Source organism: Paenibacillus sp. sptzw28 (assembly GCF_019550795.1).
Lineage (GTDB): Bacteria > Bacillota > Bacilli > Paenibacillales > Paenibacillaceae > Paenibacillus_Z.
Window position 1 is genome coordinate 158,525 of sequence record NZ_CP080545.1, and the last position, 18,976, is coordinate 177,500.

18 protein-coding genes, 3 tRNA genes and 2 rRNA genes (1 of these 23 only partly in view) are annotated in these 18,976 nt (G+C 48.0%); 5 read left to right on the plus strand and 18 right to left on the minus strand.

What is annotated here, in order from left to right; genetic code table 11:
- Window positions 1-92: 92 nt before the first annotated feature.
- Genes rluF through KZ483_RS00695 form a run of 3 tightly spaced genes read right to left on the minus strand, consistent with a single transcriptional unit; the run spans window position 93 to window position 3,898 of the window.
- Window positions 93-785 carry a 23S rRNA pseudouridine(2604) synthase RluF gene (rluF, locus tag KZ483_RS00685; RefSeq protein ID WP_220350906.1) on the minus strand — a complete coding sequence of 231 codons (693 nt, stop codon included), beginning with the start codon at window positions 783-785 and terminating at the stop codon, window positions 93-95.
- A gap of 8 nt (window positions 786-793) precedes the next feature.
- Window positions 794-1,579, minus strand: coding sequence for an NAD(P)H-binding protein (locus KZ483_RS00690; protein WP_220350907.1), 786 nt, complete (start codon window positions 1,577-1,579; stop codon window positions 794-796).
- Between the two features lie 21 nt (window positions 1,580-1,600).
- Window positions 1,601-3,898, minus strand: a complete 2,298-nt coding sequence (locus KZ483_RS00695) for a sensor histidine kinase (protein WP_258881688.1) — start codon at window positions 3,896-3,898, stop codon at window positions 1,601-1,603.
- Window positions 3,899-4,219: 321 nt separating this feature from the next.
- On the opposite strand from KZ483_RS00695, the gene tadA reads away from it, so the two are divergent.
- Window positions 4,220-4,687, plus strand: coding sequence for a tRNA adenosine(34) deaminase TadA (tadA, locus tag KZ483_RS00700; protein ID WP_220350909.1), 468 nt, complete (start codon window positions 4,220-4,222; stop codon window positions 4,685-4,687).
- Window positions 4,688-4,711: 24 nt separating this feature from the next.
- Here the strand turns inward: tadA and KZ483_RS00705 are convergent, their stop codons facing one another.
- Complete coding sequence (locus KZ483_RS00705) at window positions 4,712-4,885, minus strand: Spo0E family sporulation regulatory protein-aspartic acid phosphatase (protein WP_220350910.1); 174 nt, start codon at window positions 4,883-4,885, stop codon at window positions 4,712-4,714.
- A gap of 281 nt (window positions 4,886-5,166) precedes the next feature.
- Here KZ483_RS00705 and KZ483_RS00710 point away from each other — a divergent pair.
- The 3 genes from KZ483_RS00710 (at window position 5,167) to KZ483_RS00720 (ending at window position 6,330) form a co-directional block, all read left to right on the plus strand.
- Window positions 5,167-5,243, plus strand: a tRNA-Arg gene (locus KZ483_RS00710).
- Between the two features lie 92 nt (window positions 5,244-5,335).
- Complete coding sequence (locus KZ483_RS00715) at window positions 5,336-6,175, plus strand: AraC family transcriptional regulator (protein ID WP_220350911.1); 840 nt, start codon at window positions 5,336-5,338, stop codon at window positions 6,173-6,175.
- A 78-nt stretch (window positions 6,176-6,253) separates the two neighbouring features.
- A tRNA-Pro gene (locus KZ483_RS00720) sits at window positions 6,254-6,330 on the plus strand.
- Between the two features lie 102 nt (window positions 6,331-6,432).
- On the opposite strand, the gene KZ483_RS00725 is transcribed toward KZ483_RS00720, so the two are convergent.
- The 12 genes from KZ483_RS00725 to guaB all read right to left on the minus strand — a co-directional run bounded on the left by KZ483_RS00725 (window position 6,433) and on the right by guaB (window position 16,663).
- Window positions 6,433-6,792 (minus strand): hypothetical protein, encoded by a 360-nt coding sequence (locus tag KZ483_RS00725; protein WP_220350912.1) that lies wholly within the window; start codon window positions 6,790-6,792, stop codon window positions 6,433-6,435.
- 127 nt (window positions 6,793-6,919) lie between these two features.
- Window positions 6,920-7,468 (minus strand): accessory gene regulator ArgB-like protein, encoded by a 549-nt coding sequence (locus KZ483_RS00730; protein ID WP_220350913.1) that lies wholly within the window; start codon window positions 7,466-7,468, stop codon window positions 6,920-6,922.
- 894 nt (window positions 7,469-8,362) lie between these two features.
- Window positions 8,363-9,442 (minus strand): hypothetical protein, encoded by a 1,080-nt coding sequence (locus KZ483_RS00735; protein ID WP_220350914.1) that lies wholly within the window; start codon window positions 9,440-9,442, stop codon window positions 8,363-8,365.
- Window positions 9,443-9,601: 159 nt separating this feature from the next.
- The gene (locus tag KZ483_RS00740; RefSeq protein WP_220350915.1) at window positions 9,602-9,757 is read right to left on the minus strand and encodes a small acid-soluble spore protein P; all 156 of its coding nucleotides are present in this window, start codon (window positions 9,755-9,757) and stop codon (window positions 9,602-9,604) included.
- Between the two features lie 25 nt (window positions 9,758-9,782).
- Complete coding sequence (locus KZ483_RS00745) at window positions 9,783-9,962, minus strand: hypothetical protein (protein WP_220353753.1); 180 nt, start codon at window positions 9,960-9,962, stop codon at window positions 9,783-9,785.
- A 50-nt stretch (window positions 9,963-10,012) separates the two neighbouring features.
- On the minus strand, window positions 10,013-10,360 hold the full coding sequence (locus KZ483_RS00750) for a hypothetical protein (RefSeq protein ID WP_220350916.1): 348 nt from the start codon (window positions 10,358-10,360) through the stop codon (window positions 10,013-10,015).
- Window positions 10,361-10,486: 126 nt separating this feature from the next.
- A tRNA-Ser gene (locus KZ483_RS00755) sits at window positions 10,487-10,575 on the minus strand.
- Window positions 10,576-10,666: 91 nt separating this feature from the next.
- Complete coding sequence (gene serS / locus KZ483_RS00760; RefSeq protein WP_220350917.1) at window positions 10,667-11,950, minus strand: serine--tRNA ligase; 1,284 nt, start codon at window positions 11,948-11,950, stop codon at window positions 10,667-10,669.
- A gap of 86 nt (window positions 11,951-12,036) precedes the next feature.
- Window positions 12,037-12,624: a pyridoxal 5'-phosphate synthase glutaminase subunit PdxT gene (gene pdxT, locus KZ483_RS00765; protein WP_220353182.1), complete on the minus strand. Its 588-nt coding sequence runs from the start codon at window positions 12,622-12,624 to the stop codon at window positions 12,037-12,039.
- 73 nt (window positions 12,625-12,697) lie between these two features.
- A complete protein-coding gene (pdxS, locus tag KZ483_RS00770) occupies window positions 12,698-13,579 on the minus strand; it encodes a pyridoxal 5'-phosphate synthase lyase subunit PdxS (protein ID WP_220350918.1) in 882 nt (293 codons plus the stop codon).
- A 160-nt stretch (window positions 13,580-13,739) separates the two neighbouring features.
- Window positions 13,740-14,978 carry a D-alanyl-D-alanine carboxypeptidase family protein gene (locus tag KZ483_RS00775; RefSeq protein WP_397376175.1) on the minus strand — a complete coding sequence of 413 codons (1,239 nt, stop codon included), beginning with the start codon at window positions 14,976-14,978 and terminating at the stop codon, window positions 13,740-13,742.
- Window positions 14,979-15,205: 227 nt separating this feature from the next.
- Entirely contained in the window at window positions 15,206-16,663 is a 1,458-nt protein-coding gene (gene guaB, locus KZ483_RS00780) for an IMP dehydrogenase (protein WP_220350920.1), read from the minus strand.
- A 297-nt stretch (window positions 16,664-16,960) separates the two neighbouring features.
- Between guaB and KZ483_RS00785 the strand changes: the two genes are divergently transcribed.
- A complete protein-coding gene (locus tag KZ483_RS00785) occupies window positions 16,961-17,134 on the plus strand; it encodes a hypothetical protein (RefSeq protein ID WP_220350921.1) in 174 nt (57 codons plus the stop codon).
- Window positions 17,135-17,180: 46 nt separating this feature from the next.
- Here the strand turns inward: KZ483_RS00785 and rrf are convergent.
- Both rrf and KZ483_RS00795 read right to left on the minus strand, forming a co-directional pair.
- A 5S ribosomal RNA gene (rrf, locus tag KZ483_RS00790) occupies window positions 17,181-17,297 on the minus strand.
- 136 nt (window positions 17,298-17,433) lie between these two features.
- A 23S ribosomal RNA gene (locus tag KZ483_RS00795) occupies window positions 17,434-18,976 on the minus strand; it runs 1,387 nt beyond the window's last position.

Below are 18,976 nucleotides of genomic sequence, written 5' to 3' on the forward strand. Positions count from 1 at the left end.
CTTGTTCCTCTCCACGCTTAAAAAACCAACGCATCCGGCTGTACCGGACAAAGCGTTGGTTTTTTTAATTATTTCCCGGGAAAAGGTATCCCTTACCCATCCAGAAGCGCAAACAGCTCCTGAAGCTCATCGTTCGTCAAATCACGCCACTTGCCGTTTGCCAGGCCGCCTAGATGTATATTCATTATACGTACACGGCGAAGCCGTCTGACATTATAGCCGAATGTCTGACACATTCGTCTTATTTGTCTGTTTTTCCCTTCTGTCAGTACAATACGGAAGACCCGATCCGCTTCCTTCGTCACCTTACATGGGAGTGTCATACTTCCGAGAATGCGAACCCCTTCGCTCATCGCTTTCACAAATCGGGGTGTGATAGGCCGGTCGACCGTGACAATATATTCTTTCTCATGCCTGCCTTCCGCCCTCAATATCCGGTTTACGATATCCCCATCGTTTGTGAGCAAAATAAGTCCTTCCGAATCTTTGTCCAAGCGGCCGATCGGGAAAATCCGCTCCGAATGACCGATGTAATCGACTATATTGCCTTCGACCTGAGACTCCGTGGTGCTCGTGATGCCGATCGGCTTGTTCAGAGCAATGTAGACGTGACCTTTATGCTCCCCAATAGGCTTACCATCCACTCGCACGTCGTCTTCAAGCTCTGCCTGGCTGCCCAGCTCGGCTACATTGCCGTTAATCGTCACACGACCGGTCTCTACGAGCTTGTCTGCTTCCCGTCTGGAGCAAAATCCGGTTTCGCTGATAAATTTGTTAATCCTCAATCGTTCTGTCACCCCGCACTGTTTACCGTGTCTTGCGCTGCAATTGCTGCGATTTCTTCGTTCTCGTAGATCCGTACAATACTTGTCTTACCCTGAGGGGGGCCAATAAATGAAGCAGTCCTCATGGCTGCAGCCACATCCCCGGCTTTAATCGGCTGATACGCACGCAAGGGACCGATCATGAGCCGTTTAAGTATCGGCGCTGTTCGGATCGCCACTTGTTCGCCGAAACGGAATTCGTCTCGAGCTCCAAGAAGCAAGGACGGACGAAATATATGAAGCTCGGCAACTCCGATCGATGCGAGCTTCTCTTCCATTTCTCCTTTTACGCGATTATAAAAGATTCTGGACGACGCTTTAGCCCCCATTGCCGAGACAACAACCATTTTTACGACCCCTGTACGCTTGGCCCATTCGGCAACTGCGACCGGATAGCTGCAATCGACCTTATAAAAAGCATCACGCGTCTTCGCTTTCTTGATTGTCGTTCCGAGTGCACAGAGTACAACATCAACCCTCACGCCCGATAATGCCTCTTCTATCCGGTCAAAATCCGCTACCAGGACACGCAGCTTATCAAATGTTCTGCCTTTATCGCCGCCCGCAATATCCAATGGCCTGCGTGCGAGCACAATCAGTTCCTTGCAGCGCTTATCTGCAAGAAGCTGCCGAACCAGCTCCGAACCGACCAGTCCAGTCGCTCCAACGACCAGTATGCGGACGTCTTCCAACCCCATCGCATTGGCGTGCGCCGTGCTTTCCCTGCCGGATAAGTGCGCATGCTCAAGACCCATAACTGGCTAGCTCCTTTTGTTCTATTCTACATGATTTTGATGGCGTTCGCTCGAGGTCCCAGCGCCATCCGTCCACAATGGGAGCCTGATGGTAACTTTGGTGCCCTCATTGACTTTGCTTTTTATATCCATCGTTCCTTGATGGCTTTGAATTATTCGCTGACTCACCATGATACCAAGACCTGTCCCTGTCTCTTTACCGGTAAAAAATGGGTCGCCGAGCTTTGATATCATATCTTCCGGAATTCCAATGCCCTCGTCTATAATAGATACGGAGACGTGCTGGTCTCCTTTGCAATCGACATGAATTTGAACGCGCCCGCCGCTTGGCATAGCTTCAATGGCATTCTTCAGCACGTTTATGAATACTTGTTTTAGTTGGTTTTCTTCGCATGAAATCAGGCACGGTTCAATACTGAACCTTGTTTCGAACACGACATCGCATAGGTGCGCCTGGCTGTCCAGCAATGAAATGACATCCCCCAGTATGAACCGAACATCCTTCTCTTCAAACCTGCTTGCCTGAGGCTTGGCCAGAATAAGAAACTCGCTGACGATCAAATTAATCCGGTCAAGCTCAGAGAGCATGATATCGATATGCCGGGTATTCAGCTTATTCGTTTCCAGCTGCAGCTGCAGGAACCCGCGCAGCGTGGTAAGCGGATTGCGGATTTCATGGGCGACACCGGCTGCGAGCTGGCCCACAGTCGTAAGCTTCTCGGATCTGCGCAGCAGTTCCTCCATCTTGTTTCGGCCTGTCATATCGCGGGTGATGCTGGCGAATGCGCGGATTGTGCCGTGCTTGTCCCGAATCGGCGATGTTGTAATACTAACGGAGATCCATTCGCCGCCTTTCGTGACCCGGACCGTCTCACGGGCAGTCAACAGTTTCCCCGATTTCAGCGATTCCAAAGTTTGCTGTTCTTCAAAATTCAGGTGTTCGGGCACGAGCGGCAGGGAATGTCCAAGCGCTTCTTCAGAAGTATAGCCATACAGCTGCTCAAACGCTTGGTTGACTTGGGTTATGCAACCATTAAGATCGACTACGTGAATGGCATCCGTGGTATGATTAATGAAGGATTCAAGATGCTCTTTCATGGAGCGGTTTTCTTCGAATGCGAGTTTAAGCTTGGTCATATAAATACCAAGGTTCTTCGACATCGCATTTACGCGCTGTGCAAGCTGTCCGAATTCGTCCTTACGGTTTACCTCGATGGAGTTATCGAAACGACCGAATGATACCTCATTGACCTTCCATAATATCGATCGGACCGGGCGAATCAGAATATCCGACATGAAATAACTGCAAACCACAACAATAATAAGCAGGACAACGCATATGGATATCTGGTTATTTCGTTGTTCGTCAATGAGATTGACGAGCGGCTCACTGTCCATCACAATTCCTACAACGTAAGGTACAGGCGTCTGAATCGGTACAAAACTTTTGATGATTTCCCGGTTTTGAATAGTCGTGTAGCGAAAGACTGCGTTACCGAGTGAAGCTTCTTTCACACTTTGCTCATCCAAACCCGGTTCCCGGTAATTGTAGCTGCCAAATACGACAGGGTATTTCGACATCTCCCCGGCGCTTGTCAATTGGGGTATTTTGTCAATACTTGCTTGACCAAACAATGCCGGATTAAACCCGCTAATCTCAAAAATATATGGGTTTTCGGCGATTAAGCTGGACAACACAGAGTTTTCATCGCTTAGTTGTCCGTACTCGCCGATATGTGTGTTTTCTATAAAACAGCTAATAATGTAATCATCAGCTGCAGATTCATAAAAACCCCATTTACCTACGGATAGCCCCGACGCTGCTATGTGCCCGATCATCGGGCCAGTCCATACGTGCTCAGAAGTCTCGTCTGAACCAGGCCGGGTGTCTAACTCTTGCAGCATTGCCTGACCGGCGCTTCCCAATTCTTTAATATTCTTCCCGACTTTCGAAGGATCGGATGAATGCCTTATTATGTAGTTGCCGCCGTTCCGAATGAGCAAATCGACCTCTAACACACCCATTTGCTTCACGAGCTGAGCAAGGTATTCGTCATTTACATAATCGATCCGGAGTCTCATGTTATCTGCAGCTATAGGCATAAGAAGCTTAAGCTTCTCGTCGAGTACGGATTGCACCAATTCACTTTCTCTAATATTTTGGTTGACTAATATGGACACCTGCTGGCTAATTTGATCCATATTCCTTTCGACATCGGCCTTCAGATGGACCCTTGTCGAATATTCGCTCAAAACGACATTCAAGACAAGCAGGACAAACACGATGAAAGAAATCATAAACGATAGTTTCGTTTTCACCGACAACTTGCGACACACCCTTTTATAGACAACGTATGATTATCTACTTGGATCATATCATATTTATTGTAAAATGAAAGCAATCCCGAACACGACTTCTGTCGAAACATCAGACTTTTGATGAGTTGTCCACAAAGTTTTCCCCATATTCACATACCACTTGAGTAATTTGTGCATAATTCTGTGCACAAACTTAATCTTATGCACAGAATTATGCACAAGCTGTTAACAACGAATATTTGTTCGTAGCATATTTCGAGCAAAACTGACAAGCAAGTGGAGTCGAATAGTGTATATACTGTTTTAACTTGGAGGGTGAATATGAATTATATTAGCAATGAAGACAAGAAATGGATGCGCGAGGCGATAGTTGAGGCCTTGAAAGCCGAACAAATCGGTGAAGTACCGATTGGAGCGGTCATTGTCCGAGGTGGTGAGATTGTCGGGAGAGGGCACAATTTGCGGGAGACATCCCTTGACCCTACTGCACATGCCGAAATGATTGCCATTCGGGAGGCCAGTCACAGACTGGAGGCATGGCGGCTGATTGACTGCACTTTATATGTGACGCTTGAACCATGCCCGATGTGCGCAGGGGCTATCGTCCAGAGCCGGATTCAAAAAGTAGTGTACGGCACAACTGATCCAAAAGCCGGATGCGCCGGTACATTAATGAACTTGCTTCAGGAGCCAAGGTTTAACCACGAAACCGAATTGGTCGGCGGCTTGCTCCAGGAGGAGTGTGCTGCTCTTCTTACGCAATTCTTCCGTCGGCTGAGAGGGCGGTAAACATCGATTCGATTATATTCGTTTCTATCGATTTAACTCTCGTCTCTGCATTTCCTGCAGGGTCACAATAATCTGATCGGCCGCTTCACTAATAGCAAGTACTTCAGGATCGATCAAACTTCCACGCGCCTCAGCTGCTTCCAGGAGCTTTATGCGAAGCGCATGCAGCTCGTTGAGCAGCTTCATTTTGTCAGTCATGAGGCTTAGTGTCGCTCCTATCGCATTTTTAGGTTACAATCGGTAACATTCCCAATTATACCGCTATCACCCATACTATTTTGTAAAAACTTGTCGAAAATTTTGCCCGCGTTTAAGCGAATATTTCGACATAATACAACATCAATTTTCATGTAAGCTTATAATGACCGATCTGCCGCAGAACAGACTTCTAAGCGGTCAATGACGGTAATAACATCCTTATATCCCCTCTTTATATGCTTGCACGACCAATGGCTTCGTGCTATTATTATCTTTGCCGCGCGCCCGTAGCTCAGCAGGATAGAGCGACAGTTTCCTAAACTGCAGGTCGTACGTTCGAATCGTATCGGGCGCGCCAATTACCTAATATACAACCAGCCCTGCCTCGATCTTGAAGACCGAAGCAGGGCTATTTTTCTTTATTGATCATGACGAAGGGAGCAGGAATCAATGACAGAGGTTACCCGCCGGTTGTGGAAAGACTTAATGTCTTCCACCCGAATTCAGCTGTGGATTGCCGAACATACGAAAGTAACGGAATCATGGAAGGATATCGATTTTATACCGGATTTTAATCGGTTCTATTTGATCGAGGAAGGCAATGGCTTTATACGGATCGGTGATACCGAGATGTATCCGACCGGGAGACAGCTTGTCCTTATGCCCGCGGGAATCCGACAAAGCTACTCCACAATAAATGATAATACATACAGCAAATACTGGTGCCATTTTTCGGCGACAGTGGGCGACATCCGTCTTTTTGACGTTATGGAGACACCTTATGTTCTGACTATTGCAAGCGAGCACGAGTGGAACGCCTGGGTATCGCTATTCCGGTCACTGAAAGAAAATTCACACAATGACACGATTGCCTCCAGTTTTCGTGTCAACGCCCTGCTGATGGAAATCGTGGCCAGCTTCGTCGAGCAAATCGGCGAGGTCAAGTTCAACCGGACATCGGTTGTCGTCGATAAAATCCATACCGTCATCCAGTACATGGAACAACGGTTCGGGGAACCCTTGACGATAGATGAGCTGGCGAAGCTGATTCATTATCATCCCAATTATTTCATACAGGTCTTTAAGCAATTTACCGGCCGGTCCCCCATTCAGTATTTAAACCATTTGCGCCTGGAACGGGCAAAACAATGGCTCACCGCTACAGATCTGTCCGTCTCGGAAATAGCGGAGCGTGTAGGGATGACACTGTTTTATTTCTCCCGTCTATTTAAAGAGAATAGCGGTTTTACACCATCCGGATACCGCCAAATCAGTAGAACTGCGCTTTGACTCGAGTACTCTTTACATCAGCCATTCGGTATGTTATTATTTTTTTGCTTAACTCCACTATTCATTTTTGCAAGTTTTCGAGACGTGGCTCAGCTTGGTAGAGCGCTTGGTTCGGGACCAAGAGGTCGCAGGTTCAAATCCTGTCGTCTCGACCATAAGAGTACCCGGATTGCGGAATCCAACCGCAATTTTTTTATGCCTGCTTTCAGACTTTCGCAGATAAAAAGACAGAGAGCTTAATGGCCGTTTAAGGTCCATTAATCCTTCTGTCTTTTCATCTTTAGAGACTGTTTGATCTTTTCCCAACTGCGGTTTGACGCAGTTGCGGATAAACGTTTGTTTTCTTTGCTGTCGGTGAAATAAAGGAGACGAGCCTTATCATCATAATCGACGATCCGATCCAACTTAAGGATGCAGTTTCGATCCGATTTTTCATAACCATATGACTGTAGTATCCTTGCCCACTCGTCCAAAGAATTCGGAAGCACAAATGTCCCGTCCATTGTTTCGATAACGAGGTCGCCTGTATCGATTGTCATCATAAGCATTTCCGTATGTATATCGATCCAGACGACCTCGTTATCCTTGGAGTCTTTTCTAAACGCAGGTAACTTCATTTCTTTACACCCCAGCCCGGTACGACATTACTTTTTCAGCAATTCGTCCGGTACAGGGTTGTGCCACCAAGTCGATGCTGTCGATACACTTGCGACAGCGATAAGCGTAAGCCCTACACTGGCAAGCTTAGCAATTACCTTTAGCATTTGTCTCACCTCCTTTTCGATTGAAACGGACTAATGAAAGGGCTTGAATGAAAATAGCCAACGTCACAACCTCCATTGTAGGAAGGAAGCTGGCTACGACGATACCTACAGATATCCACTTCAAAGCAGGATAGTATTTACTTGGTATTCTCGATTGATTTTGCAGATTCGAAGGCGAATAGATGACAAATAGTAAGATACTAATGACATACAGGATCAGTGTGACTCCAGAACTCAGAGCAACATGGGGAATAGTCACGGAAACGAATGTAGAAAATAATATGCATGACATGGAAGTATTGAAATGATACCCCCCGGAAATCGATCTCAGAAGCAGAAAACAACCCATTCCAATCGCAGTCTCGATAAATTTCCCTGTCAGAGCGCCTATAGTTAAAGACAGAACAAGTATGAAGAGAAAATCAAGCAGCATTATGATCCCATAAGTTAATACTTTTACGCTGGAGGAGGAGTCTTGAGCATGATGGTTTATCGAGAAAGCGAGTCTTTCCGCAAACCGTTCAATCATTAGAATCATCCCTCTTTTTCGATATATATATCAAGAAGATAAGCAAGACTATCATTATTATTGAAATGGCTCCAAAAAACATGGAGTGCCAATCTGAACGATAATAGATAAGTACGAAGTAACTCGCAATAATAAGGATCACTAAAGATAAAAACAACTTGTTTTCTCTGGTGAGTTCGACTTTAGCGCGAGGATTATTGGGGACCCAATCAATGGAATAATTGAATTTCTTAATGATCACCACGGCTATGAAGGTTATCAGTATTGAACAAGCCGGAACGATATAACCAATCAAATTGCTGTCGTCGACCTCTTCAAAGGAAATTAGGCCTGATGCTTGCAAGCTAAAGAAGATAAACATTTGGGCAAACGCATAGCTTACATATGAAACCGTACAAATGATTGAGGTGTAAAATATCGGAATGCGGAATAGTAACCACACGCAGATCATATATGTAGCGAACTGTACGCCGGGCGACCATATAGTAACCGACACATCGGCTCTGGTTGCATAGGAGACATTGCCCAGTATAAAAGCAATAAATAAAAGATGCGGTAAGAATCCTGATAATTTAATTCGAAAGAAGGAAAATGTCAACAGCATAATGACGATATATTCAGGAGCAGACAACAAGATGAATGAAAAATATGACATTTCGACATACCCCTTTAATTGATTACAAATCTCTATTGTTTCTTTAAATATACAAAAAGTCTATCAAATTGTATATATAATTTTGTCTCTTTTTCCTTATTATCAGGTACTCCGGACTCACAGGTTTTTTCGTAATTAATTACAAAAAGGGCGTTTTCGACCCTATTAGTCCAAAAACGCCCTTTTGGGTAGTTCTTTGAGCTCTTAAGCTATTTGACTATGCCGGCACACGGACCTATTTACATCCCGGACATATCTGACATTCCGAGCATTTGCTGCAGCTGCTCCAGCGGTACGGCATCCTTCGGAAGTCCATACTCGAATTTCACGGCTTCGTTAATATCGCTATACGACATCGTTAGATGTGCGGCGAACTTCGTTGTATCGGCACCATCGACAAAGTCCAGGTTCATTCTTACATCTTGGTAGGTAAGATAACCGTCTTGAATACCGCCCGTCACCGTGAACTCATTCACTTTGAGGTTTTTCTTTATATCCTCGATTGCTGTTTTAACTTCGCCGTCTTCTTTGCCGGCCAGTTCTTTCTTAGCCGTTTCCAAATCTTCCTTCTTTAACTGAAAAGTCTTCATGTATTCTTCATTGTTCAGAAGTAAATCAATCATTTGAGGTAGGACTTTATCAATAATGGCTGTAACCGCTTGATCGAAGTTTTGCCCGTTGATCGCGAACCGTACAAATTGATCCTCTTTATAACCTTCCGGCAGACCTTTTACTTCTTCCGCTTTAGGCTCACTGAAGTACGTTTTCTCATCAAAATTATCGAATAAGGTTTTAAGCAGGTCTTGAGTCAGCTTTTGCGTTGTCGCCGTGTCCGGAACCGCTGCTCCGTTTTCTCCCGCCAGCTTCTTCAGATCAATTTCAACGAATTTACCGGCAATCGCCTCCGGAATCGGCAAGCCTGGAATTTGCGGCACTTTGATCCATATTTTTTCTTTCGTTATGACGATGGGAATTGTCAAATTGAATTTCATATCATCACTGCCAAGCGACATATCCAGCGTAATTTCTGCCTGCTCCGGCTCGGACTGCATCACTCCGTGCATATTAATGGCAGCGCCTTTCATGAAGCCCGCAATTGCAGCTGCAGCCGCTGCATTGTTCGAATCAGCGCCTGCGCTATCCGGTATACGAACATCGTCGATTACGAACGATCCTTTAAATGATAAGGACTTGACGTCCTTCATCTTCGTCAATGCCGATATAATCGCTTCTTTCGGCGGTTTTGCGTTGCTGCAGCCTGCCATAATCAACAGGACAACGGCCAGCACTGCATATACCCCTATTCTGATGGTTTTCATATCTATTTCCCCCCCATTTTTTCAAGCATCTCTCATTCTAACCCATCTTCTCCAATTCGGGAAGTGGAAAATCGATCATTGCCTGCAAGAAAAAACCTCCCTTGTCCCAGTGGACAAAGGAGGCCGAATTAAGTGTAATCAGCTTTCGCATGGGAGGCGTTAGCCTTCCCCGTTGTTATGGCGGGAATGGTTCTGCTGCTTCGTTTTTTTCGAGCCTGATAACGGCTCTTGAGGCTCGGAATGGTGATTTTTTGCTTGTTCCACTTGTGCATCAGTATCCGGATTAGGGACTGGAATACTTTTGGGCTTACTCATATTGCACCTCCTGTCTGATCATCGATTAGCTGTGTGGATGAGACAAATCGGTTGGTTCATCATGGTTCAGCAGGTCTTGGTGGCGACGGTCGTTAGTGTCCTGCTGGAGCTGCTGTGCTTGGTGCCTGTTAACCGCATCTGTATCCAAAGCCTTAACGACATTGCTCAAGTTTTTATCTGGCGTTTCATTTTTATTTGTCATCAATTGTAAAACCCTTCCTTCCTTGTGGTTATTAGGTACTGCTTCTTTTGAGATTAAGCATTAGTCACCACATGGAGAGTCTGCGCGCATTCGTGCAAATGTCTGATGCAATCCTGCACCAGCTGTTGAATGATGTCGTTTCTTTCGTCAACCGTACGTCCGCCTTTCTCAACATCAATGAATGTTACGTTTATTTCACGGCGGTCCATATATTCGACTTTGAAATCCAAGCTGTACATTTGGTGCCCTGCGGTATGAATGGTAATGCGCAGCGTCTCCGGATCAGCTTCATCCGCCTGTACGGATGCCCGGCTCGTTTCAGGAATATGATTGGGCAGTGCTTGCTGCCATAGTTCGACTAACCGGTGCTGTTCAATCCGCAGCTCATCGCCTTTACTCATCGTTAAACCACCTCCATGCCGATAATATGCGGTTGAGGCGGCATTTTTATGCGGCTAACGTGAGAAGTGGACACAAAAAAACGCCCTGCGCTTAAACGCCTGGACGCTGTTCATTTTAATAATAACTGGCGGAGAGGGTGGGACTCGAACCCACGTGGGCTTGCACCCTAACGGTTTTCAAGACCGCCCCGTTATGACCGCTTCGGTACCTCTCCATATGAATGGTCACTTTTTAACGTGACAACTAGAATTGTACCACAGGCCAAAAAGGATAAGCAACTCCAATTTTGACCTGTGCTGCACAATTTATCTTCGATGTGCGATAACCGCGAGTCCGCCCATATACGGACGAAGCGCTTCCGGTACAATAACCGTACCGTCGGCTTGCTGGTAGTTCTCAAGAATCGCCGCTACTGTCCGGCCCACCGCAAGCCCGGAACCATTGAGCGTATGGACGAATTCCGGCTTGCTCTTGGAATCGCGGCGGAACCGGATATTGGCCCTGCGCGCCTGAAAGTCCTCAAAGTTGGAGCAGGATGAGATTTCACGGTACGTCCCGCCGCTTGGAAGCCATACCTCAAGGTCATATGTTTTGGCCGCGGAAAAGCCCATATCCCCGGTGCACAGCGCGAGAACCCGGTAAGGCAGGTCAAGCAGCTGCAGAACCTTCTCCGCGGTTTGTGTCAACGACTCAAGCTCCTCGTAAGAATCGTCCGGCTTACAGAGCTTCACCAGTTCGATTTTATTAAATTGATGCTGACGGATCAAACCGCGCGTGTCGCGTCCGGCCGCTCCCGCTTCAGAACGGAAGCAAGCGCTGTATGCGACAAAATATTTGGGCAAATCCTCCATCGCCAATATTTCGTCACGGTGTATGTTCGTGACCGGGACTTCCGCAGTCGGGATGAGGTAATAATCAGTCTCCGCAAGCTTGAACAGGTCTTCCTCGAATTTCGGCAGCTGCCCGGTACCCATTAGACTATCGCGGTTCACGATATAAGGCGGCAGCAGCTCTTCATAGCCATGTTGATCGCTATGTAAGTCCATCATGAAGTTAATTAGCGCACGCTCAAGGCGAGCCCCTAAACCGCGGTAGAACACGAAGCGCGAGCCTGTCACTTTGCCAGCCGCCTCGAAATCAAGGATGCCAAGCTCCTGTGCAAGTTCCCAGTGCGCCTTCGGCTCAAAGCCTAAAGGCTTTACTTCACCGATGCGGCGAATTTCAACATTATCTTCTTCAGATGCTCCCACAGGTACGCTCTCGTGAGGAATATTCGGTATTGCAAGGGTGAGCTCCGCAATCTCGGCCTCAACCGTGCGAATCGCCTCATCCAAAGACTTGATGCGGTCACCCACGTCGCGCATCTCGACAATAAGCGTCTCAGCGTCACCACCGCTCTTTTTAAGCTTGGCCACTTCCTGCGATACGGTATTGCGCCGGTTTTTCAGCTGCTCGCTCTCCTGAAGCAAATCCCGCCATCTAGCGTCCATTGCGGGAAATTCGCTGATCAGTTCCACCGGTTTACCCCGGCGATTAAGCGCTTGTTCCACTTTATCATAAGCGTTTCTTAACAATTTAACGTCCAGCACGAGCAGGTAAACCCCTCTCTAAGTGTCTTTCCTTGCACGAAAGCTCTCATATTTGGAAAAAAGACTGCAGTTCGCAGTCTTTAGGGTTAAGATTTGGCCGCATCGGCAGCTTCTTTCGCCATTTCAAGAAAATACGAATGGAGGCGATAGTCGTCGGTCAGTTCAGGATGGTACGAGGAAACCAACAAATGGCCCTGCCTAGCCGTCACGATTTCTCCTTTGTAGGTAGAGAGCACTTCTACACTTGGCGCGACTTCCTTGATAAGCGGCGCACGAATGAATACCGCCCTTACAGGTTCCTCTATTCCTTTTACCGTTAAATCGGTCTCAAAGCTCTCCCGCTGCCGGCCGAATGCATTACGCGCCACCGTCATATCCATCAGCTGCAAATGTGCCTCTTCCTGGCCTTCAATTCGTTCAGCTAATACGATAAGACCTGCGCAAGTACCAAAAATGGGTTTACCATTATCAGAAAAGCTGCGAACGGCATCCATGAATCCATACTTGCGCATAAGCTTGCCGATTGTCGTGCTCTCCCCGCCGGGAATAATAAGACCATCCAGATCGTCAAGCTGCTCGGTATGCTTGACCGAAACCGGCTGGCCGCCCGCCGCAGTAATACTGCGAAGATGTTCAGCCACGGCACCCTGCAGCGCCAATACCCCGATCTTCATCGTCATCGTGTTCATGCCTTCTTTCCACCATCCACGCTGCATCTATATCGAATTCTCGGGCAATGCTTTAATTTTACCAACCGCGGTCCTGCATCCGCTGCGAAGGCTCCAGCTTGGAGATTTCAATGCCCTTCATTGGTGCGCCAAGGTTTTTCGACACTTCAGCAATCAGCTTGTAGTCCGTATAATGAGTAGTCGCCTCTACAATTGCACGTGCAAACTTCTCCGGGCTGTCCGATTTGAAAATACCCGAGCCGACGAATACGCCATCAGCGCCGAGATGCATCATAAGGGCCGCATCAGACGGAGTCGCTACGCCGCCGGCTGCGAAGTTAACGACCGGCAGCTTACCGGTTTCATGCACATCGAGAAGTAAATCGTACGGCACGCCGAGGTTTTTGGCTTCTGCGTATAATTCATCCTTCGACAAGCTCTGCACCTTGCGGATTTGTCCTGTAATAAGACGCATATGACGAACCGCTTCCACGATGTTGCCTGTTCCGGGCTCGCCTTTAGTCCGCATCATAGCCGCTCCTTCTTGAATACGGCGCAGAGCTTCGCCAAGATCCTTCGCGCCGCAAACGAACGGTACCGTGAAGTCACGCTTGTCGATGTGGAACACCTCGTCGGCCGGCGTCAGCACTTCGCTTTCATCAATGTAATCGGCTCCGAGTGCTTCCAGCACCTTCGCTTCTACATAATGTCCGATACGGGCTTTAGCCATAACCGGAATTGAGACAACTTTCATTACTTCCTCCAAAACCGTCGGGTCAGCCATACGGGCAACTCCGCCCGCTGCACGGATATCGGATGGTACGCGCTCAAGCGCCATAACGGCAGTCGCACCTGCAGCCTCGGCGATTTTCGCTTGTTCGGCGTTCATAACGTCCATAATGACGCCGCCCTTTTGCATTTCAGCCATACCGCGTTTTACACGCGATGTTCCTGTTTCCATTGTTCATATCCTCCTAATATTTTCTGCAATAGTTCCACGTAACGCCCAAATATATTTGTTTACTTCCTTGGATATCCGGACTAGTTCTAACCAAATATTTTACAGCATCCAAACACATTCGACAACTAGTAATTCATAGTGGAGCGCTCGGCATTATCCTTTAAAATAAATTGACAATCCCTTTAAACAATCCGGCAAAGAAATCTCCGATCGAGCGGAACATCAAACGCCACCAGCTCGCCTTATCCACATCTTCCGATGCAATCAGATTAACTGTATTCTGAATCGACTTTCCGGTGTCCGGGTCTTTATAGGCGAAAGTAACTGTTCCAACGACTTGACCTTGTTTGATCGGGGCCACCAGTTGATCCTCGCCTTTGAGCGAAATATTCGTCTGCTCGATGTTCGGCTCGACCCCCTTCTTCACCAGGAACGAGACATCGTTTGCCGTCACAATCGGAACTTGCTTGGAAACGCCTTTCTTTATTTTTACCGACTCTGCGTTTTTTACCACCGTTTTCGGCGCAACAACCGTTTTCCGTTCAAAATTATTAAATCCATAATCGAACAGCTTTGCCGTTTCCAAGAAACGCGCTTCCTTTGACGAGGTTCCCATCACGACTGAGATAAGTCTCATATCGCCACGTTTTGCCGTCCCGGTAAAGCAGTAGCCGGCCGCTCCGATATAGCCGGTTTTCATTCCATCTACACCCGGATAAGCAAACTTCTTGAGAGCTTGAACGTTTTTATTCGATTCCAGCATCCAATTCCAGTTTATCATTGGGTTTTTATCACGTTCACGAAATTTGTAAGAAGGTATTTTCGAGTAGTCCAAAAACTCGGGATGCTTCAAAAGTAATATTCTAGCAAATTTAGCCAGATCCGCGGCAGAAATAACCGTTGTGTCGGTTAGTCCCGTAGCAGTTGTAAAATGGGCGGAATTCAGTCCCAGCGATTTTGCCGTTTCATTCATTTTTTGCACGAAACCTTGTTCGGTGCCGCCGATATGGTCGGCCAGCGCAACCGTAGCGTCATTCGCGGAGCCCACAGCCATCGCTATGTATAAATCTTTGACCGTATGCTTATCCCCTTCGGCCAAATAGATTTGGGAGCCATCTGCAGGTGTTGAGGCGGCTGCTTTTGTCGCAGTTACGATATCGTCCCATTTGAGACGACCTGATTTAATTTCGTCCAGCACAATATATTCTGTCATCATCTTCGTCATACTGGCAGGGGGGTGGGGGGTATCCTGATCAACCTGATAAAGTACTTGTCCTGTATCCACATCAATCAGAATCGCCGACGATACCTCTAAACCTAGCGTATTTGGCGTATACGATTTTGCGGCATATGCCGCTGTCGAACCTAATGTCATAGCAAACAGCCAACCGACCAACATAGCGGAAACTGCCGATACAAGACGTACCGGTCTCTTGTTCGCTTTCAACGTCTTCTCTCCTTCTCCCTCGAATCGTCCATTGCTTATTGTAACATACGGAGCGCATTTGAAAAAAGAAGGCAGGGAAAACGGTGGTTTCACCATCTCCCTGCCTGGATACGAACCCTATTGTCTAGGAGTCTATCAGACCAAAGGACCCTCTATTTGATGGACTTTTGCGGATTTTCTTATAGTGAGTAGTTTGGCGCTTCTTTTGTAATCTGCACGTCATGCGGATGGCTTTCACGCAGACCGGCATTACTTATCCGTACAAACTGGGTGTCGTTTTTCAGTTGATCGATATTCTGGGTTCCGCAGTATCCCATACCTGAGCGGAGACCGCCGATTAACTGATGAACCGTATCGGCCAGCGGCCCTTTATAAGCGACACGACCTTCAATGCCTTCGGGAACAAGCTTGTTTTCGTTCTCCTGGAAATACCTATCTTTACTGCCTTCTTTCATGGCACCAATCGAGCCCATTCCCCGATAAACCTTAAATCGGCGGCCTTGGTAAATTTCCGATTCGCCGGGACTTTCCTCTGTACCGGCGAAGAGGCTGCCGATCATAATTGCGCTCGCTCCTGAAGCGATGGCTTTCGTTACATCGCCTGAATACTTAATTCCCCCGTCGGCGATAATCGGGATATTATATTCCCGCGCAACAGTCGCGCAGTCGTAAATTGCTGTAATTTGCGGAACACCGATGCCCGCGATAATGCGTGTCGTACAAATTGACCCTGGTCCCATACCGACCTTAACAACGGAAGCACCGGCTTCAATTAAATCACGGGTACCTTCGCCTGTAGCCACATTACCCGCAACAATAACGAGATCCGGATACTTATCACGAAGCTTGCGTACCATTCCCAGCACGTTCCTCTGATGTCCGTGAGCCGTATCTACAACGAGGACGTCAACCCCAGCCTCGACAAGTGCGTCAGCCCGTTCCAATGTATCTTTGGCGATGCCAACTGCGGCGCCGCAAAGCAGTCTGCCCTGCAGGTCCTTCGCCGCATTCGGAAATTGAATCGCCTTCTCAATATCCTTTATCGTTATAAGCCCTTTAAGGGTGTTCGTCTCATCCACTAATGGCAGCTTCTCGATTTTATACTTTTGCAGCAGACCCTCCGCTTGCTGGAGTGTCGTGCCTACAGGCGCAGTCACCAAGTTTTCATGGGTCATGACTTCACTAATCTTCATCGAGTAGTCATGGATGAAACGCAAATCCCGGTTAGTCAAAATACCGACCAGCTTCTTGTTCTCATCCACAATCGGAACACCTGAAATACGATATTTCCCCATCAATTCTTCCGCATCATATACATGATGATCCGGCTTAAGCGAGAAAGGGTTGGTAATGACTCCGCTCTCCGACCGTTTTACCCGGTCAACTTCCTCCGCTTGCTGCTGAATCGACATATTTTTATGAATAATACCGATGCCGCCTTCCCGCGCCATTGCAATCGCCAACGCGGATTCGGTAACGGTGTCCATACCTGCGCTCATGAGCGGTATGTTCAGTTTTACATTTGCGCTTAGACTAACTGACACATCAACTTCCCGCGGCAAAATTTCCGATTTGCGGGGTACAAGAAGCACGTCGTCAAAGGTCAATCCTTCCTTGGCGAATTTGGTTTCCCACACAAGTATGTTCCTCCTTCAATGTTTTTCCAGCAAAATCGGGCTTTCTAACATAAAACGTTTGATTCGCCTCGCGTATATTATTGCAATAGTAGCAGAGGGGGTGGGGGCTGTCAAGATTTTGACTTGCGGGCATTTTTGTCGATTTTTCGAACGGTATTTATATCTGCAAGTTGGACTCCAAAGCAGGAATTCATTAACTCCTTACTCCTTTGCAGCCTGGATTTGTTTTTGTACTCGCGTGAAGTTATACCGTTGATTAGGGTGTACCAAAGAAGCTGTACAGCTTTGTAACCACTGATGAATTTCGGCGGTATTAACCTACACTTTGGTGAGAATCATAATTTGACGCTAAACATCGACATCACCTGCCGCATGATTAAACAGGCATCCTCTGCTCTTAGTATGAGCTTACCGCTTCATCCGATTGTAAAAGACTTGTCTCCAGAAGTGGGCATGTTTGGAGACAATTAATTTGAACAACAAAAAACCGACCGCAAAAATGCAGTCGGTTTCTCGTGCTTGGCAGCGTCCTACTCTCCCAGGACCCTGCGGTCCAAGTACCATCGGCGCTGGAGGGCTTAACGGTCGTGTTCGGGATGGGAACGCGTGGTTCCCCTCCGCCATCGCCACCAAACAGGATTTTTGGTTGCCCCAAAAATCAGTTCAAAGCGGTTGCGCCTTGAAAACTGGATACAAACGGTTGTGAAACCCCTTTAGTCTTACGTTAACCTAAGAGCAGCGTGCGAAGTGAACGTTCAGGTGAACGTTCGTAGGATAAGCCCTCGACCGATTAGTATTCGTCAGCTGCACGCATTGCTGCGCTTCCACCTCGAACCTATCAACCTGGTCGTCTACCAGGGGTCTTACGAATTGGGAAATCTCATCTTGAGGGGGGCTTCACGCTTAGATGCTTTCAGCGCTTATCCCGTCCGTACTTGGCTACCCAGCGGTGCTCCTGGCGGAACAACTGGTACACCAGCGGTACGTCCATCCCGGTCCTCTCGTACTAAGGACAGCTCCTCTCAAATTTCCTACGCCCGCGACAGATAGGGACCGAACTGTCTCACGACGTTCTGAACCCAGCTCGCGTACCGCTTTAATGGGCGAACAGCCCAACCCTTGGGACCTACTTCAGCCCCAGGATGCGATGAGCCGACATCGAGGTGCCAAACCTCCCCGTCGATGTGGACTCTTGGGGGAGATAAGCCTGTTATCCCCAGGGTAGCTTTTATCCGTTGAGCGATGGCCCTTCCATGCGGTACCACCGGATCACTAAGCCCGACTTTCGTCCCTGCTCGACTTGTAGGTCTCGCAGTCAAGCTCCCTTATGCCTTTGCACGCTACGAATGATTTCCAACCATTCTGAGGGAACCTTTGGGCGCCTCCGTTACATTTTAGGAGGCGACCGCCCCAGTCAAACTGCCCACCTGACACGGTCCCTGTACCGGATGACGGTACCAGGTTAGAACTCCGATACGATCAGGGTGGTATCCCAACGATGCCTCCACCGAAGCTGGCGCTCCGGCTTCCAAGGCTCCCACCTATCCTGTACAGATCGTACCAAAGTCCAATATCAAGCTGCAGTAAAGCTCCATGGGGTCTTTCCGTCTTGTCGCGGGTAACCTGCATCTTCACAGGTATTAAAATTTCACCGGATCTCTCGTTGAGACAGCGCCCAAGTCGTTACGCCATTCGTGCGGGTCAGAATTTACCTGACAAGGAATTTCGCTACCTTAGGACCGTTATAGTTACGGCCGCCGTTTACTGGGGCTTCGGTTCATAGCTTCGGGTTGCCCCTTACCACTCCCCTTAACCTTCCAGCACCGGGCAGGCGTCAGCCCGTATACTTCGCCTTACGGCTTCGCACAGACCTGTGTTTTTGCTAAACAGTCGCTTGGGCCTTTTCACTGCGGCCCCCTCGGGCTATTCACCCTACCGAGGCACCCCTTCTCCCGAAGTTACGGGGTCATTTTGCCGAGTTCCTTAACGAGAGTTCTTCCGCGCGCCTTAGCATGCTCTGCTCGCCTACCTGTGTCGGTTTGCGGTACGGGCACCATCACCTGGCTAGAGGCTTTTCTCGGCAGCGGGAGCACATGACCTTCGGTACTGTAATTTTCCTCCCCATCACAGCCCAGCTTTATCGGTTAACGGATTTACCTATCAACCAGCCTCACTGCTTGGACGGCCTATTCCATCAGGCCGCGTCACTACCCTTCTGCGTCACCCCATTGCTCATAACGGCTTACGGTGGTACAGGAATATCAACCTGTTGTCCTTCGACTACGCCTTTCGGCCTCGCCTTAGGTCCCGACT